Origin of the sequence: Chromobacterium sinusclupearum (assembly GCF_002902845.1) — a bacterium.
Classification (GTDB): domain Bacteria; phylum Pseudomonadota; class Gammaproteobacteria; order Burkholderiales; family Chromobacteriaceae; genus Chromobacterium; species Chromobacterium sinusclupearum.
In genome coordinates this window covers 30,466-53,797 of record NZ_PPTF01000073.1, presented here as the reverse complement: position 1 = coordinate 53,797, position 23,332 = coordinate 30,466, and the positions used below count along the sequence as shown (strand labels likewise).

Here is a 23,332-nt window from a genome sequence, read left to right as displayed (position 1 = left end):
CCTCGTTGCATACCTGCAGCGACATTTCCCCTTCTTTGTCGAAGCTATGCTGCTGGGTCAACACCACCAGCAGCTTGCCGTCGTTCTTGCCGGCCAGCTCCGCCAGTTGCAGATGCTGGCTGGACAATAGCTGGCGGCGGGCCGCGCCGGAAAAGCGCTTTTCCAGCAACTGGTAGTGGGCCTGCAGCGCGCGCAGCTTGCCGGCCGGTCCGAGCGATCGGTAAAGGTAGGGGCGATGCAGCTTGCTGGCCAGCCGCGGATTGTGCCGCAGGTAGGGCAGCAGCGTCTGCGAGCGGAAAGTATTCAGCCAGCGCAGCGTCCACGGCAGGGTCAACACGCCGCGGAATGCGAATTTGAAACGGTTCTTGCCCTCGTCGAAGCCGTCGCGGCGCGAAAACGAGCCGCTGGCCAGCGACCAGAACAGATCCACGGAATTGATTACAGTCATGCCTTCCCCCACCGATTAGCTTGTTAGGATAAGGTAAGTTCGGACATGAAGTTGTTAAAAGATATGTAGAACAGTGTGACTGTGTGTGACGCGAAATCGTTTCAGCATGCCGCTGTTTGCCGCTTTATGGCAGTAAATAGAGGCGGAAGCGTTCTTTGTGATCGCCAGGGCGCTGGAAAACGGATATTGGATGCAATTTGGCGAGCGCAGACGGCGCTTGGTCGTGCAGCGTCTGCAGCAGCAGCCAGCGGCACTGATGCGCCGCCGGCTGGGTTTCCAGGCGCAGCGTGCGATAGCCGGCGTAGTACTCTAGCAAGGCGCGCTGCGGTTCGCCCAGATTCAGGCTGGCGACGCAGCCGCCGTCGCGCTGTATCGCTTCCAGAGTGGGCTTCAGCGCGTGGAAGGTTTCGCGGTAGCGCATGCCGTGATCCAGCGCCGGCAGCCAGAGCGTGGCCACGCCGCACCATAGCAGCGTCATGGCGATGCTCCAGCGCCAGGCCAGCCCGGCCATGGCGGTCAAGGGTTGGCGCCAGCACCATAGCAAGCAGGCCAGCGCCAGGCCGAAGGCCAGCCAATGGCCGGGATAGAAGGCCGGCGTCCAGCCGCTGAACTGGCGCTCCAGCAGCGGCCGGCTCCAGGCGATGTCGGCTGGCGCGCTGAGCACCCGCGCCACCAATAGCAGATAGCCCAGCAGCAAGCCAAACAGCGCGGCCAGTGCGATGCTCGCCCAGCGCGGCGGACGCCAGGCAAACGGCAATCCGCTCAGCGCCAGCAGCGTCAAGGGCGGCAGCAGCGGCAAGGCGTACAGCTCCCTCGCTTCCGCCGCGGCCAGCAGCACCGCCAGCGAACCGCCAAACAGGGCCAGCGGCGGCAAGATGATCAGCGGCGAGACCTGGCGTCGCAACACCCGCCATCCATTCCACAGGGCCAGCGGCCACAGCGGCAGCGCATACCAGGGCAGGGTGCGGCCGTAGAACCATGGACGCTGGCGCGGGCCGAGATGGGCGCTGCCATTGAAGCGTCCGAAATTATTGGCATCCAGCCACAGATGGAACAGTTCCGGGCTGCGCCGGTACAGCGCGGCCATCCACCATAGCGGCAGGGGCAGGGCGGTCAGCAGCGCGACCGCCAGCGTCAGCAGATAGCGGCGTTGGCGGTAAGCCGGATGCAGCGGGAGGGCCAGCGCGGCGAGCCCCAGACAGCCGGGGCCGAGCAGCCCCTTGCTGAGGAAGGCGATGGCGGTGCCGCCGCCCAGCATCAGGCCGGCGAGGACGGGGCGCGCCAGGGCGTGGCACAAGCCGGCCAGCCCCCAGCAGAAGCCGGCCATCAGCGCGGTATCGGTGATCAATTGATGGGCGCGTATCGGCAAGCCGACGGCGCCCATCAGCAGCAGCGGCGCCCAGCGGCCGAAGCCCGGGCCGAGCAGGCCGCGCGCCGCGACGCCTAGCCCCAGCCAGCCGATGGCGTTCCACAGCCCTGCCGCCAGACGGGCAGCGTCCGGCGCGCCCAGCCAGCCCTGCAGCGCTTGCAGGGTCCAGCTGGCGCTGATGAAGAACAGCGGCGGTTTTTCCAGGAATGGCTCGCCGGCCAGCATCGGCACTACCCAATCGCCGCTGGCGGCGATATGGCGCACCAGTCCGAAGGTGTAGGCTTCGTCCGGCTTCCACGGCTCATGGCCGACCAGGCCGGGAATCAGCCACAGCAGCAGCACGGCGGCCAGCGCCGGCCACGGCAGGGCGGGGGGAGGGCTGGGCCGGACCGGGGTCACGGCTTGGCCGGGGGCGGGTCCTTCGGACGCATCGAGTGCAGGGCGGCTCTCTGCATTTCCAGCGTTTTGATCTGCATGGACAGCACGCCCAGATTCATCGTCAGCCAGCCTTCCACCACGCGCAGTTCGGCCAGTTTGCGGTCGATTTCCTCTTCCGACATCGGCGGCAGGAAGGCCTGCATGCCGGGCGGCGTGGCTTGCTGCCAGAACTGGCGGAACAGGGCGAAGGGGTCGTTGGAATGGTCTTGGCTCATCGGCGTCATCCTGCATTGGGCATGAAAAAACGGGCAAGCGATGCTTGCCCGTTCAGTATATGCCCTAAGCGCGAGCGGATCAGCCCTGTTGGCCTGGCGCCTGCGCGTCGACGGAGGCCAGCGCCACCATGTTGACGATGCGGCGCACCGAGGAGATCGGCGTCAGGATGTGCACCGGCTTGGCCATGCCCATCAGGATCGGGCCGATGGTCACGCCGTCGGCTGCCGACACGCGCAGCAGGTTGTAGCTGATGTTGGCGGCTTCCACGTTCGGCATGATCAGCAGATTGGCCGAGCCCTTCAGCGTGGAGTCCGGCATCGCCTGGGTGCGGATGGCTTCCACCAGCGCCGCGTCGCCCTGCATTTCGCCGTCGATTTCCAGTTCCGGCTGGGCTTCGCGGATCAGATCGAACGCCGCGCGCATCTTCTGCGCGGACGGGGTGTTCAAGGCGCCGAAGCTGGAGTTGGACAGCAGCGCGGCCTTGGGCTGGATGCCGAAGCGCTTGATCGACTCGGACGCCATCTTGGTGATGGAGGCCAGTTGTTCTGCGCTCGGCTCGGCGTTGACGTAGGTGTCGGTGATGAAGATGTTGCCGGTCGGCAGGATCAGCGCGTTCATCGCGCCGGCCACCTTGTCCTCGTTAGCGTAGCCCAGCACGTTCTCCAGAATGTCGAAGTGCTGGCGGTACGGTCCGTAAGTGCCGCAGATCAGCGCGTCGGCGTCGCCGCGGCGCACCATCATCGCGCCGATCAGCGTGGTGTTGCCGATCACGCGGCGGCGAGCCTGCTCCTGCGACACGCCCTTGCGCTTCATCAGCTGGTAGTAGTCCTGCCAGTAGTCGTTGAAGCGCGGGTCGGACTCGTTATTGACCAGTTCGAAGTCCACGCCCGGGCGCAGCTTCAGGCCCAGTTTCTCGATGCGCTTCTCGATCACGCTGGGACGGCCCACCAGGATAGGCTTGGCCAGGCCCTGGGTGACGATTTCCTGGGTGGCGTGCAGCACGCGCTCGTCTTCGCCTTCGGTCAGGACCACCCGTTTCGGGTCTTTCTTGGCCTGGGCGAACACCGGCTTCATGAACAGATTGGTCTTGTAGACGAACTGCGCCAGCTGGTCGGCGTAGGCGTCGAAGTCCTGGATCGGGCGGGTGGCGACGCCGGATTCCATGGCGGCCTTGGCCACGGCCGGGGCGATCTTGACGATCAGGCGCGGGTCGAACGGCTTCGGAATCACGTATTCCGGGCCGAAGGACAGTTCCTGGTCGCCGTAGGCGGTGGCCACCACGTCGTTTTGCTCGGCCATCGCCAAGTCGGCGATCGCGCGCACGGTGGCCAGCTTCATCTCTTCATTGATGGTGGTGGCGCCTACGTCCAGCGCGCCGCGGAAGATGAAGGGGAAGCACAGCACGTTGTTGACCTGGTTCGGGAAGTCCGAACGGCCGGTGCCGATGATGGCGTCCGGGCGTACTTCCTTGACCAGCGGCGGCAGGATTTCCGGTTCCGGGTTGGCCATGGCCAGGATCAGCGGATCGCGGGCCATGCTCTTCACCATGTCCTGGCTCACCAGGCGCGGGCCGGACAGGCCCATGAAGATGTCGGCGCCGGCCATGGCGTCGGCCAGCTTGCGCCAGCCGTTGTCCTTGATCGCGTAGCGCAGCTTGGATTCGTCCAGCTTCTCGTCGCGGCCGATGTAGACCACGCCCTTGGAGTCGCAGATGGTGATGTTTTCACGCTTCACGCCCAGCGCCACCAGCAGGTCCAGGCAGGCGATGGCGGCCGCGCCGGCGCCGGAGGCCACCACGCGCACTTCGCCGATTTCCTTCTTCACCAGGCGCAGGCCGTTCAGCACCGCGGCGGCGGCGACGATGGCGGTGCCGTGCTGGTCGTCGTGGAACACCGGGATGCCCATGCGCTCGCGGCACTTCTTCTCGATGTAGAAGCACTCAGGCGCCTTGATGTCTTCCAGGTTGATGCCGCCGAAGGTGGGCTCCAGCGAGCAGATGATGTCCACCAGCTTGTCCGGGTCCAACTCGTTGACTTCGATGTCGAACACGTCGATGCCTGCGAACTTCTTGAACAGCACGCCCTTGCCTTCCATCACCGGCTTGCTGGCCAGCGCGCCGATATTGCCCAGGCCCAGCACGGCGGTGCCGTTGGAGATCACCGCAACCAGGTTGCCGCGAGCAGTGTATTTGTAGGCGTTGAGCGGGTCTTCGACGATGGCGTCGCACGGGGCGGCCACGCCCGGGGAGTAGGCCAGCGCCAGATCGCGCTGAGTGGTCAGCGGCTTGGTCGGCGATACCTGGATCTTGCCCGGGGTTGGGAACTGGTGAAATTCCAGCGCGCTTTGGCGCAATTGCTCGTCCATTCGCAGGCTCCTGATTGAGAGAGATGTTCTTATGTTGGTAAGGGATAGCGGAACATTATAAGACTTTATGCCGGGCTCGGGCTATGCCGTGTCGGACAAAAGCCGCGATGGGCGGCCCCATCGCGGCTGCATATCGTTTGACTTGAAAATGTCAATGCAGCATGCCCAGCATCCGCGGCAACCACAACGAGATTTCCGGAATGAATGTCACCGCGACCAGAAAACCCAGCATGGTCAGCAACCATGGCCACACGGCCACGGTCAGCTCGGTAATGCCCATCTTTGTGATACCCGAGGCGACATAAAGGTTCAGTCCCACCGGTGGATGGCACATGCCGACTTCCATATTGACCGCGATCAGGATGCCGAAGTGGATGGGGTTGACCCCCAGTTTCACCGCCACCGGATACAGGATGGGCGCCATGATCAGCACGATGGCCGACGGGTCCATGAAGTTGCCGGCGGCCAGCAGCAGGATATTGGTCAGCAGCAGGAAGGCGACGATGCCGAAGCCCTGGCTGGCCATCCATGCCGCCATGGTCTGCGGAATCTGCTCCGATGCCATCAGGAAGGAAAACAGCACGGCGTTGGTGATGATGTACAGCAGCATCGCGCTCATCGACGCCGCGTTGATCAGCACCTTGGGCACATCCTGCAGTCCCATGTCCTTGTAGACGAATACCGCGATCACGAAGGCGTACACCGCCGCCATGGCCGCCGCCTCGGTGGGGGTGAAGATGCCTGTATAGATGCCGCCTATCACCAGCACCATGAGCAGCAGGCCCCACACGCATTCGCGGAAGGCCTGCCAGCGCTCGGACCAGCTGGCGCGCGGCAAGCGCGGGTAGTCGAACTTCTTGGCGCGATACCAAGTGGTCAGGCCCAGCAGGGCCGACAGACACAAGCCGGGCAGCACGCCGGCCATGAATAGCTGGCCGACCGAAGCGGTGGACACGCTCATGCCATTGGGGCCGGTGACGTCCATGCCTGCCGTGGCGATGCTGTACATCACCAGATTGATCGATGGCGGGAACAGGATGCCCAGCGCGCCGGAAGTGGTGATGACGCCGGCGCCGAAGCGCTGCGGATAACCCTGTTTCAGCATGGCCGGCAGGATGATGGAACCGACTGCCACCACAGTGGCGACAGAGGAGCCAGTGATGGCGGCGAACAGCGCGCAGGACACCACGCCAGCCAGGCCCAGGCCGCCGTACCAGTGGCCCACCAGGGTGGTGGCGAAGCGTATCATCCGCCGCGCCACCCCGCCGTGCATCAGAAAGTTGCCGGCCAGGATGAAGAACGGAATCGCCATGATCTCGAACTTCTCGATGCCGGTGAACAGCTTCAGCGCCACCGAGGTGACCGGCACCTCCGTCATGGTGAACAGGAAAGTCAGGACGGTCAGGCCCAGCGAAATGGAAATCGGCATGCCGGTGAGCATCAGCGCCAGCAGCAGGCCGAAAATGATCAGCGCGCTCATGGACGGCCTCCACGGTTGATGTCGTGCGGGTGCAGATTGTCCAGCGTCTCGTCGCCTTCCAGGCCGTCCACATGGCCGTGGTCGTGCTTTGGCAGCGCGCCGGTGCGGATGAAGTTCCAGGCTACTTGCAGGAAGCGGAAGCACATCAGCGAGGAACCGGCCGGGATGGCCAGATAAACCAGCCACATCGGCGCCTCCAGGTCAGGCGAGGTCTGGTCGGTATGGGCGATGTCCCATACGAAATTGCCGCCCATCACCGCGACGATGCCGGTGAACAGCGCGCCGGCCAAGAGGCCGAACACGATGAAGTAGCCGCGGGTTTTGTCCGGCAGGCGGTTGATCAGCACATCCACACCGACGTGGATGCCGGTGCGCACGCCATAGGCGGCGCCGAACTTGGCCATCCACACAAACAGGTAAACGGTCAGCTCCTGCGCCCACGATAGATTGATGTGGGCGAGGTAGGGTTGCAGGGTGGGAATGCCCGAGCCGTAGCGGTGCAGCACCGCGACGAAGGTGATCAGGGTGGCGGCCCCCATCAGACAGGCAATCATCCACTCCTCGAGATGGTCGAGGATTTTCAGCATGGCGGGTTTCCTCAGCGCATGGAAAAACCGCGCCCGGCAGGGCGCGGCGGATCGCCTTTACTTGGCGGGGTTGAAGCCGGTTTCCTTGTAGATGGCCTTCAGCAGCTCAGGCCCGATGCGGGCGGCCATCTTCTGGTGCACCGGCAGCAGCGCTTTCTTGAACGCTTCGCGCTCCTGCGGCGTGGGGGTATAGACCTGAGTCTTGCCGGAAGCCTTGATCGCGGCGACGGCCTTTTCGTTTTCCTGCTTGGCGATCTGGTTGGCGTAGACGGTGGCGTCCTGCACCGCGCTGTCCAGCTGAGTGCGCACATCCGCCGGCAGGCCGTCCCAGAACTTCTTGTTGACGATCAGCGCGTAGCCGAGGAAGCCGTGCTGGGTCAGCGTCAGGTTTTTCTGCACCTCATAGGACTTGCTGGTGTACAGATTGGAGGCTTCAAGCTCGGTGCCATCCACCACGCCGGTCTGCAGCGCCTGGTACACCTCGGAGAAGGCCATCACCTGCGGCAGGGCGCCCAGCGTGCGCATTTCCTCTTCCAGCACCTTGGACGACTGGATGCGGATCTTCATGCCCTTCAGGTCTGCTGGGCTCTTGATCGGCTTGTTGGCCGAGAAATTCTTGAAGCCGTTGTCCCAATAGGCCAGGCCCTTGATGCCCTTGCCCTCCAGTTTGCCCAGCAGCTGCTTGCCGATGGGGCCGTGCATCACCTTGTTGACTTGGTCGTAGTTGTCGAACACATAGGGCAGATCGAATACTTCGAATTCTTTCACGCCCAGCGGGCCGAATTTGGCCAGGCTGGGGGCCAGCATCTGCACCGCGCCCAGTTGCAGCGCTTCCAGTTCTTCCTTGTCCTTGTACAACTGGCTGTTGGGATAAACCTGTACCTTGACGCGGCCGTGAGTGCGTTGCTCGGCCAGTTTTTTGAAGTATTCCGCCGCCTTGCCCTTGGGCGTGTCCGGCGCCACCACGTGGCTGAACTTGATGACGATTTCGCCGGCCGCCTGGGCTGCGCCGGACAGGGTGAGGCTGGCGCAGAATGCCAGCGCGATATGCTTGAGCTTCATGTAAGGTTCTCCATCCATTTGTAGCGTTGTTTGATGTTATGGGCCGGATCGGGCCGACGGTTTTACTTCTTAAAGTATAAGCTCCATGCTGCGCTGACCATTAGGGAATTCCAGAACAGGGGCATGTTGCCCCGGCTTGGCGCGGGCGCGTTATCATCAAGGTCGTTTCCTGCCCGGCTGCCCGACATGCCTGTTATCGATTCCTCTCTTCGCCGTACCCCGCGCCTGCTGTGGCCGAGCGTCAGCCTTGCGCTGATCGCGCTGCTGCTGGCCCTGTGCAGCCTCAGCTATCTGGTGTACCGAGACTGGCGCGACGAGCAGCAGGACAACTTGATCCAGGAAGTGCTGTGGTTGGAGCAATCGCTGCGCATGCATCTGGAGGGGCATCAGGAGTGGGCGGACACCCTGGCGCGCGACATCGCCGCCGGCAAGACAGATAGCGGCCGTTTTGCCCATTTGGCGGCGTTTTACCTGCGCGAAAATCCCGAGCTGGTGACGCTGGAGCGGGTGGGGCTGAATCATCAGGTGGAGTGGGACCCGCACGGCATCCGCCGCGACGGCCGGCAGCTCAACTCTTCAGAATATGACGCGTTGTGGCGCGCCGGCCGCTTAATGCGGGCCAGCTACGGCGCCCCGTATCAGGGCGTCGATGGCAAATACCGTTTCGACCTGGCAGTGCCGGTGGTGCGCGACGGCCAGCTGCTGGGGGGCATCCGCGTGTCTTACCTGCTGGATGGCCTGCTGTACCACCAGGTGCCATGGTGGATCGCCTCCAAGAACTACATCAGCATCCTGGACGTGGGCGGCAAGACGCTGGCGCAAAAGTTCGACGCCGCCGAGCAGCCGGGCAATATCTCGCACCAGACCAGCTTTGATCCGCCTGGCTATGGCCTGTACCTGCGGGCGGTCAGCTATCGCAGCGGCCTGGGGCTGACGCTGCCGGTGCTGACCGGCATCATCATCGTGCTGCTGCTGACGCTGCTGTACGCGGTGTGGCGCATCCGCCGCCATATGCGCGAGCGGGCCGCGACGGAACAGAAGCTGGCGCAGGAGGTGTCGCTGCGCCAGGCGATTGAGGACTCGATGAAAAGCGGCTTGGTGGCGGTAGGGCTGGAAGGGGAGATCGTCCGCGTCAACCGCGCCTTCTGCGACATGCTGGGCTTCGCGCCGGAGGAACTGGTGGGCCGCCATCCGCCGCATCCGTTCTGGCCGCAGGACCAGCACGGCGTGCTGGCCGAGGCGATGGATGCCGTGCGCGACAATCGCCAGCAGGAGCAGGGTTTTGAACTGACGCTGATGCGCAAGCGCGGCGACACGCTGGTAGTGCGCTTGTTCGCCACCCCGCTGGTGCAGGAAGACGGCAGCCAGCATGGCTGGATCGCCTCGATGTTCGACATCACCGAGCGCCAGCGTCAGCGCAAGGAAATGGACGCGGCGCATCGCCGTTTCCTTACTGTGCTCAATGGCCTGGCCGCAGGCGTCTGCGTGGTGGACCAGGGCAGCGGCCAGCTGCTGTACGCCAATCCGGGTTTTGCCGAGATGTGGCAAGTGGGCGACGCCGACGCGCCGTGCTGCGTGCTGCTGCCGGGCCTGCGCGCCGGCCGCGATGGCGACGAGTACGGCCAGGAGTTCATCATCACCGGCGAACGTTGTTTGCTGCTGCGCCGCCGCCGCATCGAGTGGGTAACCGGCGAAACCGCCTGGCTGGCCATCCTCAGCGACGTCACCGCCGAGCGTCGGCGCGAAGAGCGCGAACAGGCGCAGCAGGAGCGGTTCCAGAACACCGCGCGGCTGATCGCCATGGGCGAAATGGCGTCCACGCTGGCGCATGAGCTGAACCAGCCGCTCACCGCCATCCACACCTACGCTGCCGGCGTCAGCCGCCGGCTGCCGGAGGAACTGGCCCTGCCGGCGGGCGTGCGCGACGCCATCCAAGCGATCGCCGAACAATCGCGCCGCGCCGCGCAAATCGTCAGCAGTATCCGCGCCTTCGTCAAAAAGCATGAGCCGCAGCTGGAGCGGGTGGAACCGGCGCGCGTGGTGCAGCGCGCGCTGATCCTGGCCGAGCCGCTGGCCGCCAAGAACGGCGTCAATCTGCAGCTGGAACCAGACCGCCGCCCCTGCCAGGTAGACATGGACCCAGTGCTGATCGAGCAAGTGCTGCTGAACCTGATGAAGAACGCCATCGAAGCGCTGGTGGACGCCGGCACTCTGCGGCCCAGCGTGGAGCTGCATACTTGCGTAGGCAACGGAAAATGGCGGGTGGAAGTGGTGGACAACGGCCCAGGCCTGGCCGCCGGCATGCAGGACAACTTGTTCACGCCGTTCTACTCCACCAAGCCGGAAGGCATGGGCATCGGCCTCAACATCTGCCGCTCCATCGTGGAATTCCACCGCGGCGAATTCGGCGCCGTCAGCAGCCCGGAGGGCGGCTGCGTGTTCTGGTTCAGCCTGCCGCTGGCCGGCGCGGAGCTGGGAGGGGCAGGGGGCTGGTCAAGCGAAATGCCGTCGTGCTAGTATTTCCGCATCGATATCCATCGACGGGCCGATAGCTCAGCTGGGAGAGCGCTGCGTTCGCAATGCAGAGGTCGGGAGTTCGATCCTCCTTCGGTCCACCAAGGAATATCAAGGGCTTAGCAGAGTTGTGACGGGAAGCATAAGCTGGCCGAAACGGCCAGCTTATGCTTCCCGTTTCGCATTTCTAGCCACTCCGCCGTCCCAAGTTCATTCCATTTTCACCATCCCTATTCCTTGAAAGTGTTGCGCAGCAAGGCTTTCCACGTTTGAAACACCGTTCCAGCTCTTGGCCAGCTTATGGGTACAAATCGTCGATTTTGGCCAGCTTATGGTTCCTTGTTGAATTGATTCAGGTCTCACGGGGCCGTTGCTGGTTGATCTGAGTACTGCCCTTCGTACTTGTGGCCTAGTTCACGTGTAAAGGGGTTATTAGTCCGTTGCCTGTCGTTACACCGTAGCAGCGGAACTGCCTCCTCGACTTGATCGGTTCGAGAGGGGGGGCTCCAATAGCCCAAGCTCAAAGACTCAACTTGCCGACAATAGAGGGGGGTATCGATCTTGCTGTGAGGTGGCCGCTGCCTCGGATTTGTAACGACGGACACACACTTTGTGTGGCTGTATGCGGTATATTTTGAGAGGTTAGTGCCTATATTGAAGCACGGAGTGTTAGATGCTTGCCGAAGTGACGTTGGTTGGCTTGCTTTTGCATGATGATGATGTATCATTGGATGACAATGTAATTTCAGAAGGCGGTGTTAAAGTGCCTCCAACGTCTTGACAATGTTGGTGGTTTTGGTGTATGTTTGAGAAAATTTGTCTGCAGGATTTTTCTGTAAGCGTTTTTCTTTAGCAATTGCGGCTTCGCCGCTATAACCCGGCTTCCATACGTATGTTTCCATTTTTTAAAGAATGGGATCATGCCATGCGAGATAGGCTACGCTGCCATTACCCAGCGTTAAGCCTTGGCTTGAGGAGCTAGACTCATAGTAGTGGTTTCTAGAATCCCCCTATGAGTGGCCAGCAAGTCATTAGGTATGTATGAGATTATTTCTCTGAAGCCGTAATGGTAATATTATATTTAATATTTAACTTAATTGTTAATTTTTTGATCTAAATAAAAGCCCTCCTTCTTGGAGGGCTTTTACATTTCATCCTCCGGGGGTTAGATCTTATGGCAATCCTCCTTCCATTTTTAGTTCGGTTAACGTAAAGTCATCTGGCTGTGCGCCAGTTTTTGTTCCGGGATAACGCCTGCAAACGCTATAAGCTGGGACTCATGATTGTAGGCCCACGTCCAGTCAGTTGCTTATTCCTATGTTTCGTGGATCGAATTGAGTAGGTAATGACTGAACGTGTTATGACGAGCCATCCGGTTGCGACACGTATACGCATTCTACTGAGGCATATCCTGACTGGATATGTTCTAGGGAAGTGCTTTTTTTTCTGTACAGCTCATGAGCTTCGCGCTGAGATATTCTCGGCCTTTTTCGCTGAGAATTACTTTGGGTTTGCTGTACTATTCAATTACCTGATGCCAAGAGTGCACCAGGCATTATACCAGTAACGCCAGATCGACATTCATGAACATCGCTTAACCTTTGAAATTATCCATCGGATTGAACAAGAGGCAGTTGTACTAACCCGGTAACTGGGCAGGGCCATTCAACGCTATCTCATGGCAGCTTGCATAGCGCCAGCAACTGGTCTGGCGACCAACCCAGTTGTTCGCGGGCCGCTTTGATATTGAGGTGGCCTGCCCAACTCAAGCTGTTTAGTGCCCAGCTGCGCAGCTGCGCAAACACGCCAGGATTGATGCTGATCTGGCTGGCATCTTCGTTCAGGGTCACGTCGCGCACGTAGTGGCAGCGGTTTTCAATGCCCCAATGGCCGCGTACCAGCTGACTGGCTTGCACCGCCCTCAATTGCCGGGTGCAGACATACCAGGCAGCATCCTTGCTGGGTCGCCATTGCTGATAGCGAACGTCGAAACGCTCCACGTTGCGTTCCACGCAAATCAGCATGCGCAACAAGGACCAGTCTTCCGGCAATTCGCCCTCTGGCAGGTGCCAGACACGCGCCTGCCGCTGTTCGATGCGGTTGCGGCGGCCCACATCCTGCGTGACGTGCAGCTCCGCTGCCGCATGCGAGGTAGCGAATTCCAACAGCTGCTCGTGGAGCTTGGGTTGGTTGCGCTTGACCTGAACCAGCACATCACTGCCGCATTTTTGAGCAATCTGCAGTGTTTTTTTGGCAATGCAAGGCATCCAAGGTGTACAGCTGGCCAGGCAATCCCAACTCTTCTATGAGTTGCTGCGCCGCTGCGATTTCGTTGTTCTTGTCGCCATCGCGCCAGCTGACCTGTCCCAGCACCAGGTGATCGAGATGGCGGAAGGCGGACAGCCATTGCAACGCTGGCGTTTGCGCCGCTTGGTCGAGGCTTGCCGCGCAAGGTCTTGCCATCCAGGGCAATGGCGTTGATGCCCTCGTTCTGGGAGGGCGCCGTCAGTTGTGCGGCTTGCTGGCGCAGTGCCTGTTCCAGGGCGCCGGCATCGATACCGCGCAGGATGGTGTAAAGCGCGGTGTAGCAAGGCTTGCGCCGCCAATTGAGGCCTGTGTGCTGGCGTAGCCAGTCCCAGCGAACATCAATGAAGCGATAGACCGAGCGGTAGCTATTTGCGCCGGCCAGCACGGCCAAGATGCTGCACAGGAGCACGTGCGGCAGGTCGAACAAGCGGCCTTGGCCGCGCCGATGGTCGGGGATGGACGAGAGAATGGCGAGAGTCAGCATGGCATATCACAAATAGATACTGACCGGTCATTCAACTACGAGTTCAGCGTTGAATGGCCCTGGGTAACTGGGTGTCCATGAAATCAATCGGCCAGCATTCCTTTGTATTAGCAGGTAAAGCCAACAGTCCTGGCTTGGCAGAAACGATTCACTTATTTTTACTCGTCCTGTTTTCTTATTAGACTTTTGATGTGGAAATCATCGCGTATCAACTAGTTGCTGATTATTATATTTCTTGAGCATGTTTTTAATTTGAAATGGCTATTTATATTCTAAAGTTATCATTGGGAGCTATGTTTACATGAGGGTCTCCCCTGACGGATATCTTATCATTGCCATGGCAGTAGTAGAGATGGCCATCTAAGGTGCTGCCTTGTTTTGTGCAATCATAATGGAATGCGGGATTATATGGTGCGCCAAGTCGTCGGTATCCATTCATGAAGCAGGTTGTATCATGTGTTTCATCTTGGGAGCGAAGTAATCCATGTGGTGTTGATCCAGGGGACTTAAATTCAATCCCCTTTTCATCTGCGTAGTATTTTTTCCTACCGCGCCCTATTGGGGCCTGCATTGGGTGGTGTGACTCAAAGGAATTTATTTCTTTTTTTAATATTTTGACAAGATTTTCATGTGAGCTATTTGAGGGGGCAGCAGATAATTCATTCTGTACTTCTTCTAAAAAAGCATGGAATTTTTTTGAATGAAAATTTCTATATGGCAATAGCAAAGGTGTTCTGTTCGCGCACTCTGTTACCTCTTTGTGTAAGGTAAGAAGAGCATGCCTAGCGCAATTGGATGTGTCTAGTAATAGCTTGGCAAGTGTATTTTTGGACTGATTTATTTCTGATTTGTTTCCATGGCATGGAGACCATGTGACTTTTGCTATTAAAGTTGATGGAAAGAAATAATCATATATTACCTCATTTTTTTCTCCATTTTTGTCTACATATATTATGGCAATGCCTGTGTTGGATTTTTGTGATGGTGGTTCTTTTTTGCAAATTGATTCAGAGATTTTTTCTAGTAATTTTACACAGTGGCTTCTTTCTATTTTACTTTCACCAGCTCTGAGTGGAACACCTTTTGTTTGAAATGAGTTATTGTTCTTGGATGATATGGATTTTATTGTGGCATCGTATATATCCTGAGGAATGCCTAAGTATCCAAAGATAAAATTTATCATTTTAAATTAGCTTCATTACTATATCTAAAGGAATTGATATTCTTCGCATATCATCATAAGATAATTTTTTTACAAGCTGATTTAATATGGAGTCAGTTGCAAGATTGTTTGTATATTTATTTTTATTTTCTATTTTTTTATTAAATGAGCTGCTATATGGGATGCCATTTTTTTGGCACCATGACTCAATACTATTTGCCACCTTTTCTTTGAATTGGTCGTTTTCAATTCCTTCATTCCTTCTTATTATAAATTCAGGGCTGATAGATATTAAACTGTCTTCTTGCGGTTCTGTTCTGTCTCTGTCAATATAAAATGGTTTTTGTGATATTTTTAGATATCTTCTCTTTGAGTTAGGTATTTCATTTGTGAAAGCTGACCATATGACCTTGTTGAACTCTGGGATAGATATTTTCTTCTGGTTATTTTTTTCTGTTTTTTCAATAGTTGTAATATTTTTATCGCTAATAGGAATTATCATTCTTGCAATAGATCCCGGCTTTGGGGCTTCTATTTTAAATTCTTCTGATAGCTCTGATCTTATGAAGGATGATATGGTTATGCCATTTAGTACATCTTGGAATTGATCTCCGTGGTTCTTGATTGATTGTCCAAGTTGAGATAGTAGTAAATATGCACCAGATTTGGCACGATCATTAGCACTTTCTCTTATGAAATTTTTAAGAGACTCTTTTGTTCCTTCCATGTGTATACCTTTCTTTCTATTCTTCAACACCAAATTTATTTTGATCTTCAATGCCAGTTGTCTTCGACATCAAAGTTTGAAGAATACTTGGGGCTGATAGTCCTGTAGTAAATGCCAATATGCCATTAATATGGTATCCGGAAGAGATGTAGATGTAGGCAATTACTGCGCCTGCAAATGGCCAAAATAAAAAGAAAATCCAAAAGATAATGTCTTTCCTTACCTTTTTATCAGGAGGGCGGTGCATATCTTGATATAGGTTCATCATGTTCATGAAGAACCCTCCAAGAGCAGCCTGAAATACTGCTGGAATAAGAGGGTCCATTTACTCAGGCCTATTTAGAATGACAGATTTTATCCGATCAATGATCGTTCCTTTGTACATGTACAAGCGTTGCCCTGTTGAGTTCGTTTTTTTTGATCTTTCAAAATTACTAGATTTTTCGAGGAAAACAGTAACATCGTTGATGGGAATTTTTGTTTCTTTTGATACGCCTCTTGCGGTTCTCCATTTGTAATTGGAGCTGGTAAAAGATTCTAGTATCAGTTTTTCTATTTCCTTTTTCTTCAATTTTTACTCCTATTTGAAGGAAGCATCCGTCAGTAATTTTGTGTAACTTTCTATATAGCATGATTTTATCATTAGCACAATGGCATTTTATTGTTTTGCTTGGAATTTCCTCGCATGAAACATTCCCGGAGCCAAGGCATCTGGCAATCTTTCAAGTGGGAATTGTGCTTCTATCACTTTTTGCCGATTATCTGATTCTGCCCCTGTTATCCATGTCGCAGAATCTTTCCCGTAGCTTTTTATATGCATTCCAGAGTGGCTCGCGCTGCAGCGATAGCCGATAAGGCCGCAGGGCCTGGGACATCCGACGGATGCTCGGATAGTCCCCGGTGGCGGCGATGTTCCTGAAGACTCTGCCTACCCGTTCCACATCTTCTATCTGGCGTTCGGCAGTGGCCTGCTGTTGTGACTGCTGGTGCTTGTGCGCAAGCTGTGCCAGCAGTTCCGGAAACCAATATTTGGCGTAGCTGCGCGTCACGCCTATGCGCTTCAGGATGCGGGAGACCGGTTCCGCGGTGTTGGGGGCATCGAGCTGCTGGCGAAGCCGTGATTCGAGAGAGGCTTTACTCAGTTGGGCAGCAGGGCGTGGTTTGCCCTTTGCAGGGACGGGTGATGCGCTGCTTGGCGCCTGATCCGGCAGAGGCTGGGTGAATAGTTGGTGTAGCGTCAGGTCTAGTTTGTCTGCGATCTGAAGCAGCTGTGAAAATGCCGGCTTCTGCTGTTTGTTGGCCCAGCCGCCGATGGCTCGGTCGCTCAGGCCCAGCATGAGCGACAGTTTCTTCTTTTCCCCTTCAGTCCAGCGTTCCGCCGCGGTTTGCAGGATGGCCATCAGCTGCGGATGCGTGGGCATGATTTTGCCTTCAGGCGTGGCGATCATGCTTTCCAGTGAGTGGGCGCGGCGCAGGTCGGCTTCCTGGATGTTTTCTTGCGTTTGCAGGGTGGATGCCGGCGCGAGGTAACCGCAACAGTGGGTGCAGCGTGCCTGGTCCGGATAGTGCGGGATCAGTTGCTGACGCTTGCCGCACCAGGGACACAGGTGCTGTAGCGGCCGGTGGTGCCGGGTGCACACCCGGTAGGCATCCAAGGACCAGACCAGCGGGAAGTGGCTGTCAACGCGCTGTTGCCGTTGTTCGGCCAGGCAGGCGGGGCACCAGCGTACCTCCTTGGCCAGAAAACCGGCGCCGATTTCCGGGATCACGCCTTTCCAGGCCTGGAAGGTAAGACCTTCCAGGCCCTGCACCGAGGTGAGCCGCTCCAAGGCCTGGGTAAAAGCGTAGGCATAGCGGCCGATGCCGTTTACCGTTCTGGCGTCCTCCCGGTAAAACGAGATAGCTAGGCCCGCGCCATCTAGCGGCAGTGCAGGCCATACCGTGTAGCGAACCAGCCGCCGTGCGTCGATCTGGTGCGCTCGCGCCAGCCTCACCAGATACGACAGCAGGCTCTCCGTCGCGCGTCCGCCGCCCTGCATGGGCGGCAAGGCGAACAGCGCGCTTGGATTGGAGGGGGTGAGATTCCTGTCCATGGTCAAGGCTGCCAGCCGGTTTGATCTCGAGTGGGCTTGCGTTCTCCCGGTCTGCGTTTCTGTTTTGGTTTGCCATAGCGGTGGTTGTCGTCATCGCGGTAGTGATGCGACTCCTTGTAGTCCTTCTCTCCAAGCAGGCAGTGCTGGCGTAGCTCATCCATCGGGATATCCTGCAGGCGGATTTCTCCCGCCTGGGCCTCTTTTAGAATGGTCAGAATGGAGCGGTTTTCTGGAGCCAACTGCTCGACCACATTCATGTCGAGTTGATCGAGCCCATGTACGCGGCAGTACTCGTATGCGCTATCCAACCAAGGCTTCAGGATGCCGATGCAACCTGCCGATTTGAGATAGAAATACTCAGCTTTGTGGAGCAGGTCTGGTTGGCGGGGCAGATTCATCCACGAGATCAGCGTGCTAAGCGATGAGCAGAAGGACTCCCAGTCATCCTTGTCTGTCCTGTGATAGTGCGGCAGTTTGATGATGCGGGTACGCCGCACCAACTGGGCACTCTGCTCTTGAATGGACAGCAGATCGTAAGTGCCGACCAGGATGATGACGGCGTTGGTGCTGGCCGCCAGCGATTTGAGGATTTCATACTGCCGACTTTGCTCCTGCGCCTTATGGCCCAGCAGGAGCTGATTGGCCTCGTCGAGGATGATGGCGCGCACGCCGCGTTTTTTGACGGCCTTGCCAAGCGCGCTTTGCAGGCTGTTCGCCGTCGGCGCCGAGCGCCCCAGCTTGATCGGCTCATCGATCAGCATCATTTCGTCCGTGTCGAACGGCAGCGTGAGCTGGGGGCTGACGCTGCTCAGTTGCTGCAGCATCCGGCTGTAAAGCTCTTTCCAGTTGAATGTGCTGCTGCCGGCGGAAAGAATCGACAGGTGGAGCACGGGGACCATGTCGATCTGGCGCCGCATGTCTGTGGCAAATCGCTCTTGGATCCGTTGCTCAAGTTTCTCGGCGAGGGTGGATTTGCCGACGCCGGTTGGCCCGGTCAGCACGATGATGTCAGGATGAGACTTCTGCCATAGCGTGTCTTCCAGTTGTTTCAGCGCGTCGTTCAGCTTGGGGTGGTTGATCCGCCGGCTCAAAAAGTCCGCTACGTGGGCTTCGCGCATGTTCTGTTCCTGGTTTTGGTTGGGCAGTGTGTTCATGTCAGAAATCTCCGAAAACCGTCAGTGTATGGAGCGATGGGAGGGGCGGCGGGGGCGGGGTGGTGGGGGCTTCCACGTGTTCCTGAGTCGCCAGCTTTTTGTGCTCTTCAGCTTGGGCGGCTTCGACTTGGTGAACCTCGCGATAAAAATCGGACTTACGCTTGGCGTCTTCGACCCGCTTTTCAGCCGTCTGTGCTGTAAGCAAATGATCTGCAAGCGCCTCGTGGCGAATGGCGTGCTCGCTCATATCCTGGTAACGAATGCGGTCCTGGCTGCGGCAGCTCAGCCATTCGCCATTGATCTGCGCGTAGACGGTGGATAGGTCGAAGGGGTCATAGCGCACGGGAATCTTTTTGGTGGCTTGCACTTCCGGCTGGCGGAACGCATTGTTCCAGTAGTAGCGATTGTTATGCTTGATGCCGCGGCCTCCGTGGATAGCGTGGCCCTTGGTTTTGGTTTGAGGCAGGCAATGAATCAAGAAGGCCAGATCGCAGGCGATGTGCGTGTGCGCACGGGTCCCGGATGTGAAGCAGCCAGTCTCGAAGACGCGTCGGGGCGATGCTTGTAGAGAGGTGTGCTGGTTCACTTCGTAGACGTCGTTCAGCCACTTTTCGAAGTACTCTTCGACTTTCTCCTGGCTCCAGACCGCCAGTTTTCGTGGATCATGGCTGGGAGAGCAGGATCTTGGATCCCGTAGCAACTGGGTATTGCCTCTCAGGTTGTGCCAGATCTCCTGATTCAGGACGCCGAACAGGCGTTCCATTGTGGCGCCGAAACGCGGAGCATGAGGAGGACGTGTTTTCTTGGTGATGTAGAGCGAGGCCAGGAGCGTTTCTACATGCGTGGAGGCGAAGTCCTTGCCGCCGTCCGTCACGATGGTGCTTGGCAGTCGGTGGTGCCTTTGCACGCATTGACGGATCAACATCATGGTGTTGATGGACGTGGGCGTGCCGTAGCTGAAGTAGTAGGCCAGCACCATGCGAGAGTAGCCATCGATCATTGCCGAGAGCCAGAGACGTTGAGGTTTACTGTCTGTGCTCAGTTCACGGCTCATCAGGTCGATCTGGGTGTGATCGATGTGAGCGATATCGAAGGGGCACTCGCCATGAGGCGGGAAGACTGCAGCTTCGGTCCAAACCAGTTCTTTCTGGTTGTAAGCGGCTTTGCTGCCTTCCCGGATGAGCTTGACCTCATAATTGGTGCGCATCCGTTTCAACGCTTTGCGAAAAGCTTTGATACTGGGCGCGGCATCCGGCTCATCTATGTACTGTCCTAGCAGCATTGCGTAGGCCATGGACAATTTGGCGTTGCTTTGGTTGAGGTAGTGCTCCCGTAGCGCGGTATTCATCCGCTCCACGGTCTCTTCCGATAAGCGAGGTGTTCGATTGCCCTTGCGCGCAGTTTGGTCGATCAGGCCGACAAAGCCGTTCCCCATCAGGTCTTTGGCCTGCTGATAGTTATGGCGGTAGCGGCGTAAGCTCCGCACCGAAGTGGCGCTCCGGCCTTCAAGCTTGTCCAGGCGCAGCTTGGCGCTCAGCAAGTCTGCGCGGCTATGATGCGACATCTTGGAGAAAGCTTGATTTTTCAGCGAAAGCTGTTCTGCTTCAGCGTCGGTATGTAGTTCGCAGCGATTGAGCAGTCCTTGGACTGACTCCCAGGCTAGCTGGAGTATCTGCCCGGAGGAGGAGGCCAACGTGAGCTGGTCTTGCTCTTGGTGTATGACCTCCCAGGATTGCCCCTTCCAGAGCAGTTTGCTGCCGGCTTCGAAGCTGATCGGATGGACTTGGCATGCGCTGCGTGCCTGCTGCTGGATCAACAGGGCGGTGCTGTAGTCGCGATAAACCAGCGCATGACTGTGATCGCTGAGCAGGCTTACGCTCAGATCCATGTAGAGTTCATCCTCCACGATCATTTTGTAGATCGTGTCTGGAAGGGGGCGTGGCTCCGCCAGCAGGAGTTCATGCAGGCTGTAGCAGCTGCGCAGTTGGAAGAGCTGGTCGACCAGGGCGTATTCGGATGGCGATGGCTCCATGGCTTCGGCATCGAAGTAGTCGTCCAGAAACTTGAGATTGCGGATCAGCACGCCATTGTTTTCTTGGGAGGAGCGCAGGGCGTAACCCAGGCCGACCTGCGCGGCATAAGCTTGGCCCGGAGGGCTCACCCATTCCCCGTTGATCTTCTGAAAACGTTGCGGGTATTTCTTGGCCAGGCTTTGCAGCTTCGATTCCGGTTTGCACTCCACCCAGCCGGTGAAGTTTTCGGAAATCAGGAAGAAGTCCGGGGTGTGCATGTAGCTGATCTTGCGGGACGCGGCTGTGTAGCTGAGTTTGATCGGATCCGGCTGATCGTAGAATTCGTAGACATCAGGGTCGCGCTCCCACAGGTAGATGGCGCCGAGTTCATTGTGGTGACTCTCCGCCTGGATCACGCAGTTCATTTTTTTGCTGGGGAAGCGGCAGGCGACATTGCCGGCGCTGCTGCGCACGCGGCGGCTGGGGGGATGGCTTCGGACGCGTTCGATGGCCTTGCGCGCGCGGATGCCGAATTGTTGTCGAAGGTAGAACGTTTCGAGTTCTTGCAGGTTGAACATGACGATGCACTCCATGTGAAGTCGTTCACGCGGAGCCGTGGCTGGGACAGTATCGATGCGGCAAAATGCAGGCACCCTCAGGCTGCTTGAATTCAACGAGGCCTGTTGTATGCTGCGCTTATCTAGTCGGCAAACTGGATGAGCGGCATCAAACGGCTCAGGACACCATCCTGGGCCGTTTTGTTTGTATCGATAATGTCGTGGTCCGGCTACGGTTCCTTCCATTTCCCTGTGGTGCGAAACGCCCCTCAGGGGAAATTACAATGCAAGAAATCAAATCCCATGCAAGAGGTAAAACCGCTTTTTTTGGGTTTTTTGTTAGTTAATCCCGCCTTTCTTCTCGATCTTAATGACGGGTGAATTCAAGCTGCTTTCCTTGCTGTACAAGGGTTTCAGCCATTCCTTACCTAAATTTAGCCTGGTCTTGACGTTGAAGATTTTTTTGTTAATTCGGAAAGTTTTGCGTAATATTTTTCCACAACCATTTGGCATGGGGTGGAGCTTTGGGCACGCTGAAAAAGCGGGGGCGTCCCCGGCGGAGCATTTACGAGCAATTGCGAGTAGCAACCTGGGTGAAGCTGGTTCTGCAGCTGTCTTGCGCCCCGCTGGCAGAACTCGATCGCTTCTATGCGCCGCCCAACTCACAGGGGAGGGGGCAGCGGCAGTGTCTCTGGCACAAGTATCAGAAAGGGCTGGTTAGTCCCAAGGACGATGGCGTTATGGGGCAGGCATCGGTGATCGGCCTGGTCGAGCAGGACTATCGCGGTACCGCCACCTGGTATCGTCACCTGTTCTGGTCAGTACTCGAACGGAAAGCACTAACTTGGCCTGAAATCCAGCAGGTGTACTTGCAATTGAAAGGCCAGTGGCGCTACAGACTGATCGATGAGCGCCACGCGCGCGAGCAATTCTGGCGGAGTCGGGAGGGGATTCGAGAGCTCGGCGCCGAGCTGATTGCTTCGCCCACCTTGGAAGCCGGCACCGTCATCTTGTGTCTGATTGCGGAGGCCCGGCTACGGCTCAATCGCAGCGACTACTTGAGTGGTCGCGAGGCCTTTGCGTGTTGGTTGGAGCAGTCGCCATTCCGGCAGAAATTTGCCTATTCTCAGGGGGAGTTGCTGCATCTCTTTGCTGATGTATTGGGCAGAGACGTGCTCAGGCGCCTGGGCGACTATCGGATGTGATGTCGGAGCGCATGTATGTCAGATGGGCTTTCTATGCCGGACGACGATGTTCCATGAACTGAAATCGGCAGGCCCTCAGGAGGGCTGCATGTCTGGTCCGAGTCGCTAGTTGAGCGTTGTTGTGGCCCCATCCAGTGGGCTGTATAGGGCTGCCTGGAGTTGGCCAAGCAACTTTTCCAAGACCACTCGGCTGATAAGCTCGGTTATGTGATGTGCTTATGACCCGTGCCACCTGCCATGCGACGTGCTGTGCTTTTAATCGTGGTTGCCATGTAACGCCCCTTCTGCAATACACTAGTAGCGAAAGTCAGGAGAAGACCCATGCCATTGCCAGAGCCCATCCCCCTCGCTCCCGAATCTGCGATTTCTTATAACGAGTACGTTCGCCAAGCCGTCCAGGCCGCGCTGGATGATCCGCGCCCCTGCGTTTCACATGAGGAGGCGAAGCACTACTTTGCCCTCAAGCGCGCCGCGCTGCTGCAGCGCTCAAAGCCCGACTAAGTGGCTATTAGGCCCCATCTGTTATGGCAGACTCAAGGGTTTGGTGGCCTGACGGCCATCTGCCAGCGGTAGTCTTCTAGCAGTTACGCATCCTCCTTATTACCTGCCTTTTTCAGCAACAGCGTCCCATCACCTTGATCTTCAAAAGATAGGGTATCGCCCTCTACCCAGCCTGCAGAAGCCAGTAGCTCGTCGGGAATCGCCAGTAGCGCATCGCCACTGCCATCCCCTGCATCCAGTAGCGGAACCGTCCAGCTGGTTTGGGGCAGGTTTTCCCAATCTGAAATCGCAGCATCCAGCAGGCTTGCTGCTAGCTCATCCACCGACCGTTGTTGGGCTGCAGCCATTTTGGCGAGCCGCTGCTGGAGTTGACGACTCACGAGCAGCGTTAGCCAAGTTTCAGAATTCGGATCATCGATCATAATGGACTCCAATCGTATGCGGTAAACCACTCGGCTGTAGGCCATGGCCACCGGACGAGGCGCCCTGGTTATGATATAAATGGGCGTATTTGCCAAGCCGAGGATCGCTGGCAAGGTGCTCTACCGGTCGCAATGGCGGGCCACGTTCATCGTTAGACCTGTACTTTAGTCTAGGTCTGTCAACCTTTTTGGCGCTCATCGGTTGTTGACGCCCGCGTAACATCATAAAA

At 57.4% G+C, this 23,332-nt stretch carries 19 protein-coding genes, 1 tRNA gene and 1 pseudogene; 4 read left to right on the top strand and 17 right to left on the bottom strand.

The window, feature by feature from the left end:
- From C2134_RS21745 to C2134_RS15880, 7 genes are all read right to left on the bottom strand, one after another.
- Positions 1 to 448 (bottom strand): DUF535 family protein (locus tag C2134_RS21745; protein ID WP_199179960.1); only part of this gene is annotated, 448 nt, incomplete at its 3' end.
- 124 nt (positions 449 to 572) lie between these two features.
- Positions 573 to 2,216, bottom strand: a complete 1,644-nt coding sequence (locus C2134_RS15905; RefSeq protein ID WP_103321117.1) for an ArnT family glycosyltransferase — start codon at positions 2,214 to 2,216, stop codon at positions 573 to 575.
- A complete protein-coding gene (locus C2134_RS15900) occupies positions 2,213 to 2,470 on the bottom strand; it encodes a PhaM family polyhydroxyalkanoate granule multifunctional regulatory protein (RefSeq protein WP_043627808.1) in 258 nt (85 codons plus the stop codon). Before C2134_RS15900 ends, C2134_RS15905 begins: the two co-directional genes overlap by 4 nt.
- Before the next feature lie 79 nt (positions 2,471 to 2,549).
- Positions 2,550 to 4,835, bottom strand: coding sequence for an NADP-dependent malic enzyme (locus C2134_RS15895; protein WP_103321116.1), 2,286 nt, complete (start codon positions 4,833 to 4,835; stop codon positions 2,550 to 2,552).
- Positions 4,836 to 4,986: 151 nt separating this feature from the next.
- Positions 4,987 to 6,315: a TRAP transporter large permease gene (locus C2134_RS15890; protein WP_103321115.1), complete on the bottom strand. Its 1,329-nt coding sequence runs from the start codon at positions 6,313 to 6,315 to the stop codon at positions 4,987 to 4,989.
- Positions 6,312 to 6,902: a TRAP transporter small permease gene (locus C2134_RS15885; RefSeq protein ID WP_103321114.1), complete on the bottom strand. Its 591-nt coding sequence runs from the start codon at positions 6,900 to 6,902 to the stop codon at positions 6,312 to 6,314. Before C2134_RS15885 ends, C2134_RS15890 begins: the two co-directional genes overlap by 4 nt.
- A gap of 57 nt (positions 6,903 to 6,959) precedes the next feature.
- Positions 6,960 to 7,964, bottom strand: coding sequence for a TRAP transporter substrate-binding protein (locus tag C2134_RS15880; RefSeq protein WP_103321113.1), 1,005 nt, complete (start codon positions 7,962 to 7,964; stop codon positions 6,960 to 6,962).
- 186 nt (positions 7,965 to 8,150) lie between these two features.
- Here C2134_RS15880 and C2134_RS15875 point away from each other — a divergent pair, with 186 nt between their 5' ends.
- Together C2134_RS15875 and C2134_RS15870 are read left to right on the top strand one after the other, a co-directional pair.
- Positions 8,151 to 10,481, top strand: coding sequence for a PAS domain-containing sensor histidine kinase (locus tag C2134_RS15875; RefSeq protein WP_103321112.1), 2,331 nt, complete (start codon positions 8,151 to 8,153; stop codon positions 10,479 to 10,481).
- 25 nt (positions 10,482 to 10,506) lie between these two features.
- A tRNA-Ala gene (locus tag C2134_RS15870) sits at positions 10,507 to 10,582 on the top strand.
- A 1,572-nt stretch (positions 10,583 to 12,154) separates the two neighbouring features.
- On the opposite strand, the gene C2134_RS15860 is transcribed toward C2134_RS15870, so the two are convergent.
- The 9 genes and pseudogenes from C2134_RS15860 to C2134_RS15835 form a co-directional block, all read right to left on the bottom strand.
- Entirely contained in the window at positions 12,155 to 12,691 is a 537-nt protein-coding gene (locus C2134_RS15860; protein ID WP_103321110.1) for an ISAs1 family transposase, read from the bottom strand.
- Position 12,692: 1 nt separating this feature from the next.
- Positions 12,693 to 12,890 carry a hypothetical protein gene (locus C2134_RS15855; protein ID WP_103321109.1) on the bottom strand — a complete coding sequence of 66 codons (198 nt, stop codon included), beginning with the start codon at positions 12,888 to 12,890 and terminating at the stop codon, positions 12,693 to 12,695.
- Between the two features lie 121 nt (positions 12,891 to 13,011).
- Positions 13,012 to 13,269, bottom strand: a pseudogene (locus C2134_RS22175) (transposase family protein); the annotation flags it as partial.
- A gap of 265 nt (positions 13,270 to 13,534) precedes the next feature.
- Positions 13,535 to 14,452 carry a hypothetical protein gene (locus tag C2134_RS21310; RefSeq protein ID WP_146042184.1) on the bottom strand — a complete coding sequence of 306 codons (918 nt, stop codon included), beginning with the start codon at positions 14,450 to 14,452 and terminating at the stop codon, positions 13,535 to 13,537.
- Between the two features lies 1 nt (position 14,453).
- On the bottom strand, positions 14,454 to 15,158 hold the full coding sequence (locus C2134_RS21305; RefSeq protein ID WP_146042183.1) for a hypothetical protein: 705 nt from the start codon (positions 15,156 to 15,158) through the stop codon (positions 14,454 to 14,456).
- Positions 15,159 to 15,174: 16 nt separating this feature from the next.
- Positions 15,175 to 15,432, bottom strand: a complete 258-nt coding sequence (locus tag C2134_RS21300) for a hypothetical protein (RefSeq protein WP_146042182.1) — start codon at positions 15,430 to 15,432, stop codon at positions 15,175 to 15,177.
- A gap of 484 nt (positions 15,433 to 15,916) precedes the next feature.
- Complete coding sequence (locus tag C2134_RS15845; RefSeq protein WP_103321108.1) at positions 15,917 to 17,251, bottom strand: TniQ family protein; 1,335 nt, start codon at positions 17,249 to 17,251, stop codon at positions 15,917 to 15,919.
- Between the two features lie 2 nt (positions 17,252 to 17,253).
- The gene (locus C2134_RS15840) at positions 17,254 to 18,405 is read right to left on the bottom strand and encodes a TniB family NTP-binding protein (protein WP_103321107.1); all 1,152 of its coding nucleotides are present in this window, start codon (positions 18,403 to 18,405) and stop codon (positions 17,254 to 17,256) included.
- 1 nt (position 18,406) lies between these two features.
- A complete protein-coding gene (locus tag C2134_RS15835; RefSeq protein ID WP_158248787.1) occupies positions 18,407 to 20,995 on the bottom strand; it encodes a TnsB C-terminal domain-containing protein in 2,589 nt (862 codons plus the stop codon).
- A gap of 572 nt (positions 20,996 to 21,567) precedes the next feature.
- Here C2134_RS15835 and C2134_RS15830 point away from each other — a divergent pair.
- Positions 21,568 to 22,179 carry a hypothetical protein gene (locus C2134_RS15830; protein ID WP_146042181.1) on the top strand — a complete coding sequence of 204 codons (612 nt, stop codon included), beginning with the start codon at positions 21,568 to 21,570 and terminating at the stop codon, positions 22,177 to 22,179.
- A 321-nt stretch (positions 22,180 to 22,500) separates the two neighbouring features.
- A complete protein-coding gene (locus C2134_RS15825; RefSeq protein WP_103321104.1) occupies positions 22,501 to 22,680 on the top strand; it encodes an antitoxin PaaA2 family protein in 180 nt (59 codons plus the stop codon).
- 83 nt (positions 22,681 to 22,763) lie between these two features.
- On the opposite strand, the gene C2134_RS21740 is transcribed toward C2134_RS15825, so the two are convergent.
- Entirely contained in the window at positions 22,764 to 23,102 is a 339-nt protein-coding gene (locus C2134_RS21740) for a hypothetical protein (protein WP_199179959.1), read from the bottom strand.
- Positions 23,103 to 23,332 lie beyond the last annotated feature (230 nt).

Excerpts from the sequence above, each read along its gene's own strand:
- C2134_RS15900 (WP_043627808.1), bottom strand. The coding sequence starts at position 2,470 with ATGAGCCAAGACCATTCCAACGACCCCTTCGCCCTGTTCCGCCAGTTC.
- C2134_RS15895 (WP_103321116.1), bottom strand. The coding sequence starts at position 4,835 with ATGGACGAGCAATTGCGCCAAAGCGCGCTGGAATTTCACCAGTTCCCA.
- C2134_RS15890 (WP_103321115.1), bottom strand. The coding sequence starts at position 6,315 with ATGAGCGCGCTGATCATTTTCGGCCTGCTGCTGGCGCTGATGCTCACC.
- C2134_RS15885 (WP_103321114.1), bottom strand. The coding sequence starts at position 6,902 with ATGCTGAAAATCCTCGACCATCTCGAGGAGTGGATGATTGCCTGTCTG.
- C2134_RS15880 (WP_103321113.1), bottom strand. The coding sequence starts at position 7,964 with ATGAAGCTCAAGCATATCGCGCTGGCATTCTGCGCCAGCCTCACCCTG.
- C2134_RS15875 (WP_103321112.1), top strand. The coding sequence starts at position 8,151 with ATGCCTGTTATCGATTCCTCTCTTCGCCGTACCCCGCGCCTGCTGTGG.
- C2134_RS21310 (WP_146042184.1), bottom strand. The coding sequence starts at position 14,452 with ATGATAAATTTTATCTTTGGATACTTAGGCATTCCTCAGGATATATAC.
- C2134_RS21305 (WP_146042183.1), bottom strand. The coding sequence starts at position 15,158 with ATGGAAGGAACAAAAGAGTCTCTTAAAAATTTCATAAGAGAAAGTGCT.
- C2134_RS21300 (WP_146042182.1), bottom strand. The coding sequence starts at position 15,432 with ATGAACATGATGAACCTATATCAAGATATGCACCGCCCTCCTGATAAA.
- C2134_RS15845 (WP_103321108.1), bottom strand. The coding sequence starts at position 17,251 with ATGGACAGGAATCTCACCCCCTCCAATCCAAGCGCGCTGTTCGCCTTG.
- C2134_RS15840 (WP_103321107.1), bottom strand. The coding sequence starts at position 18,405 with ATGAACACACTGCCCAACCAAAACCAGGAACAGAACATGCGCGAAGCC.
- C2134_RS15835 (WP_158248787.1), bottom strand. The coding sequence starts at position 20,995 with ATGTTCAACCTGCAAGAACTCGAAACGTTCTACCTTCGACAACAATTC.
- C2134_RS15825 (WP_103321104.1), top strand. The coding sequence starts at position 22,501 with ATGCCATTGCCAGAGCCCATCCCCCTCGCTCCCGAATCTGCGATTTCT.
- C2134_RS21740 (WP_199179959.1), bottom strand. The coding sequence starts at position 23,102 with ATGATCGATGATCCGAATTCTGAAACTTGGCTAACGCTGCTCGTGAGT.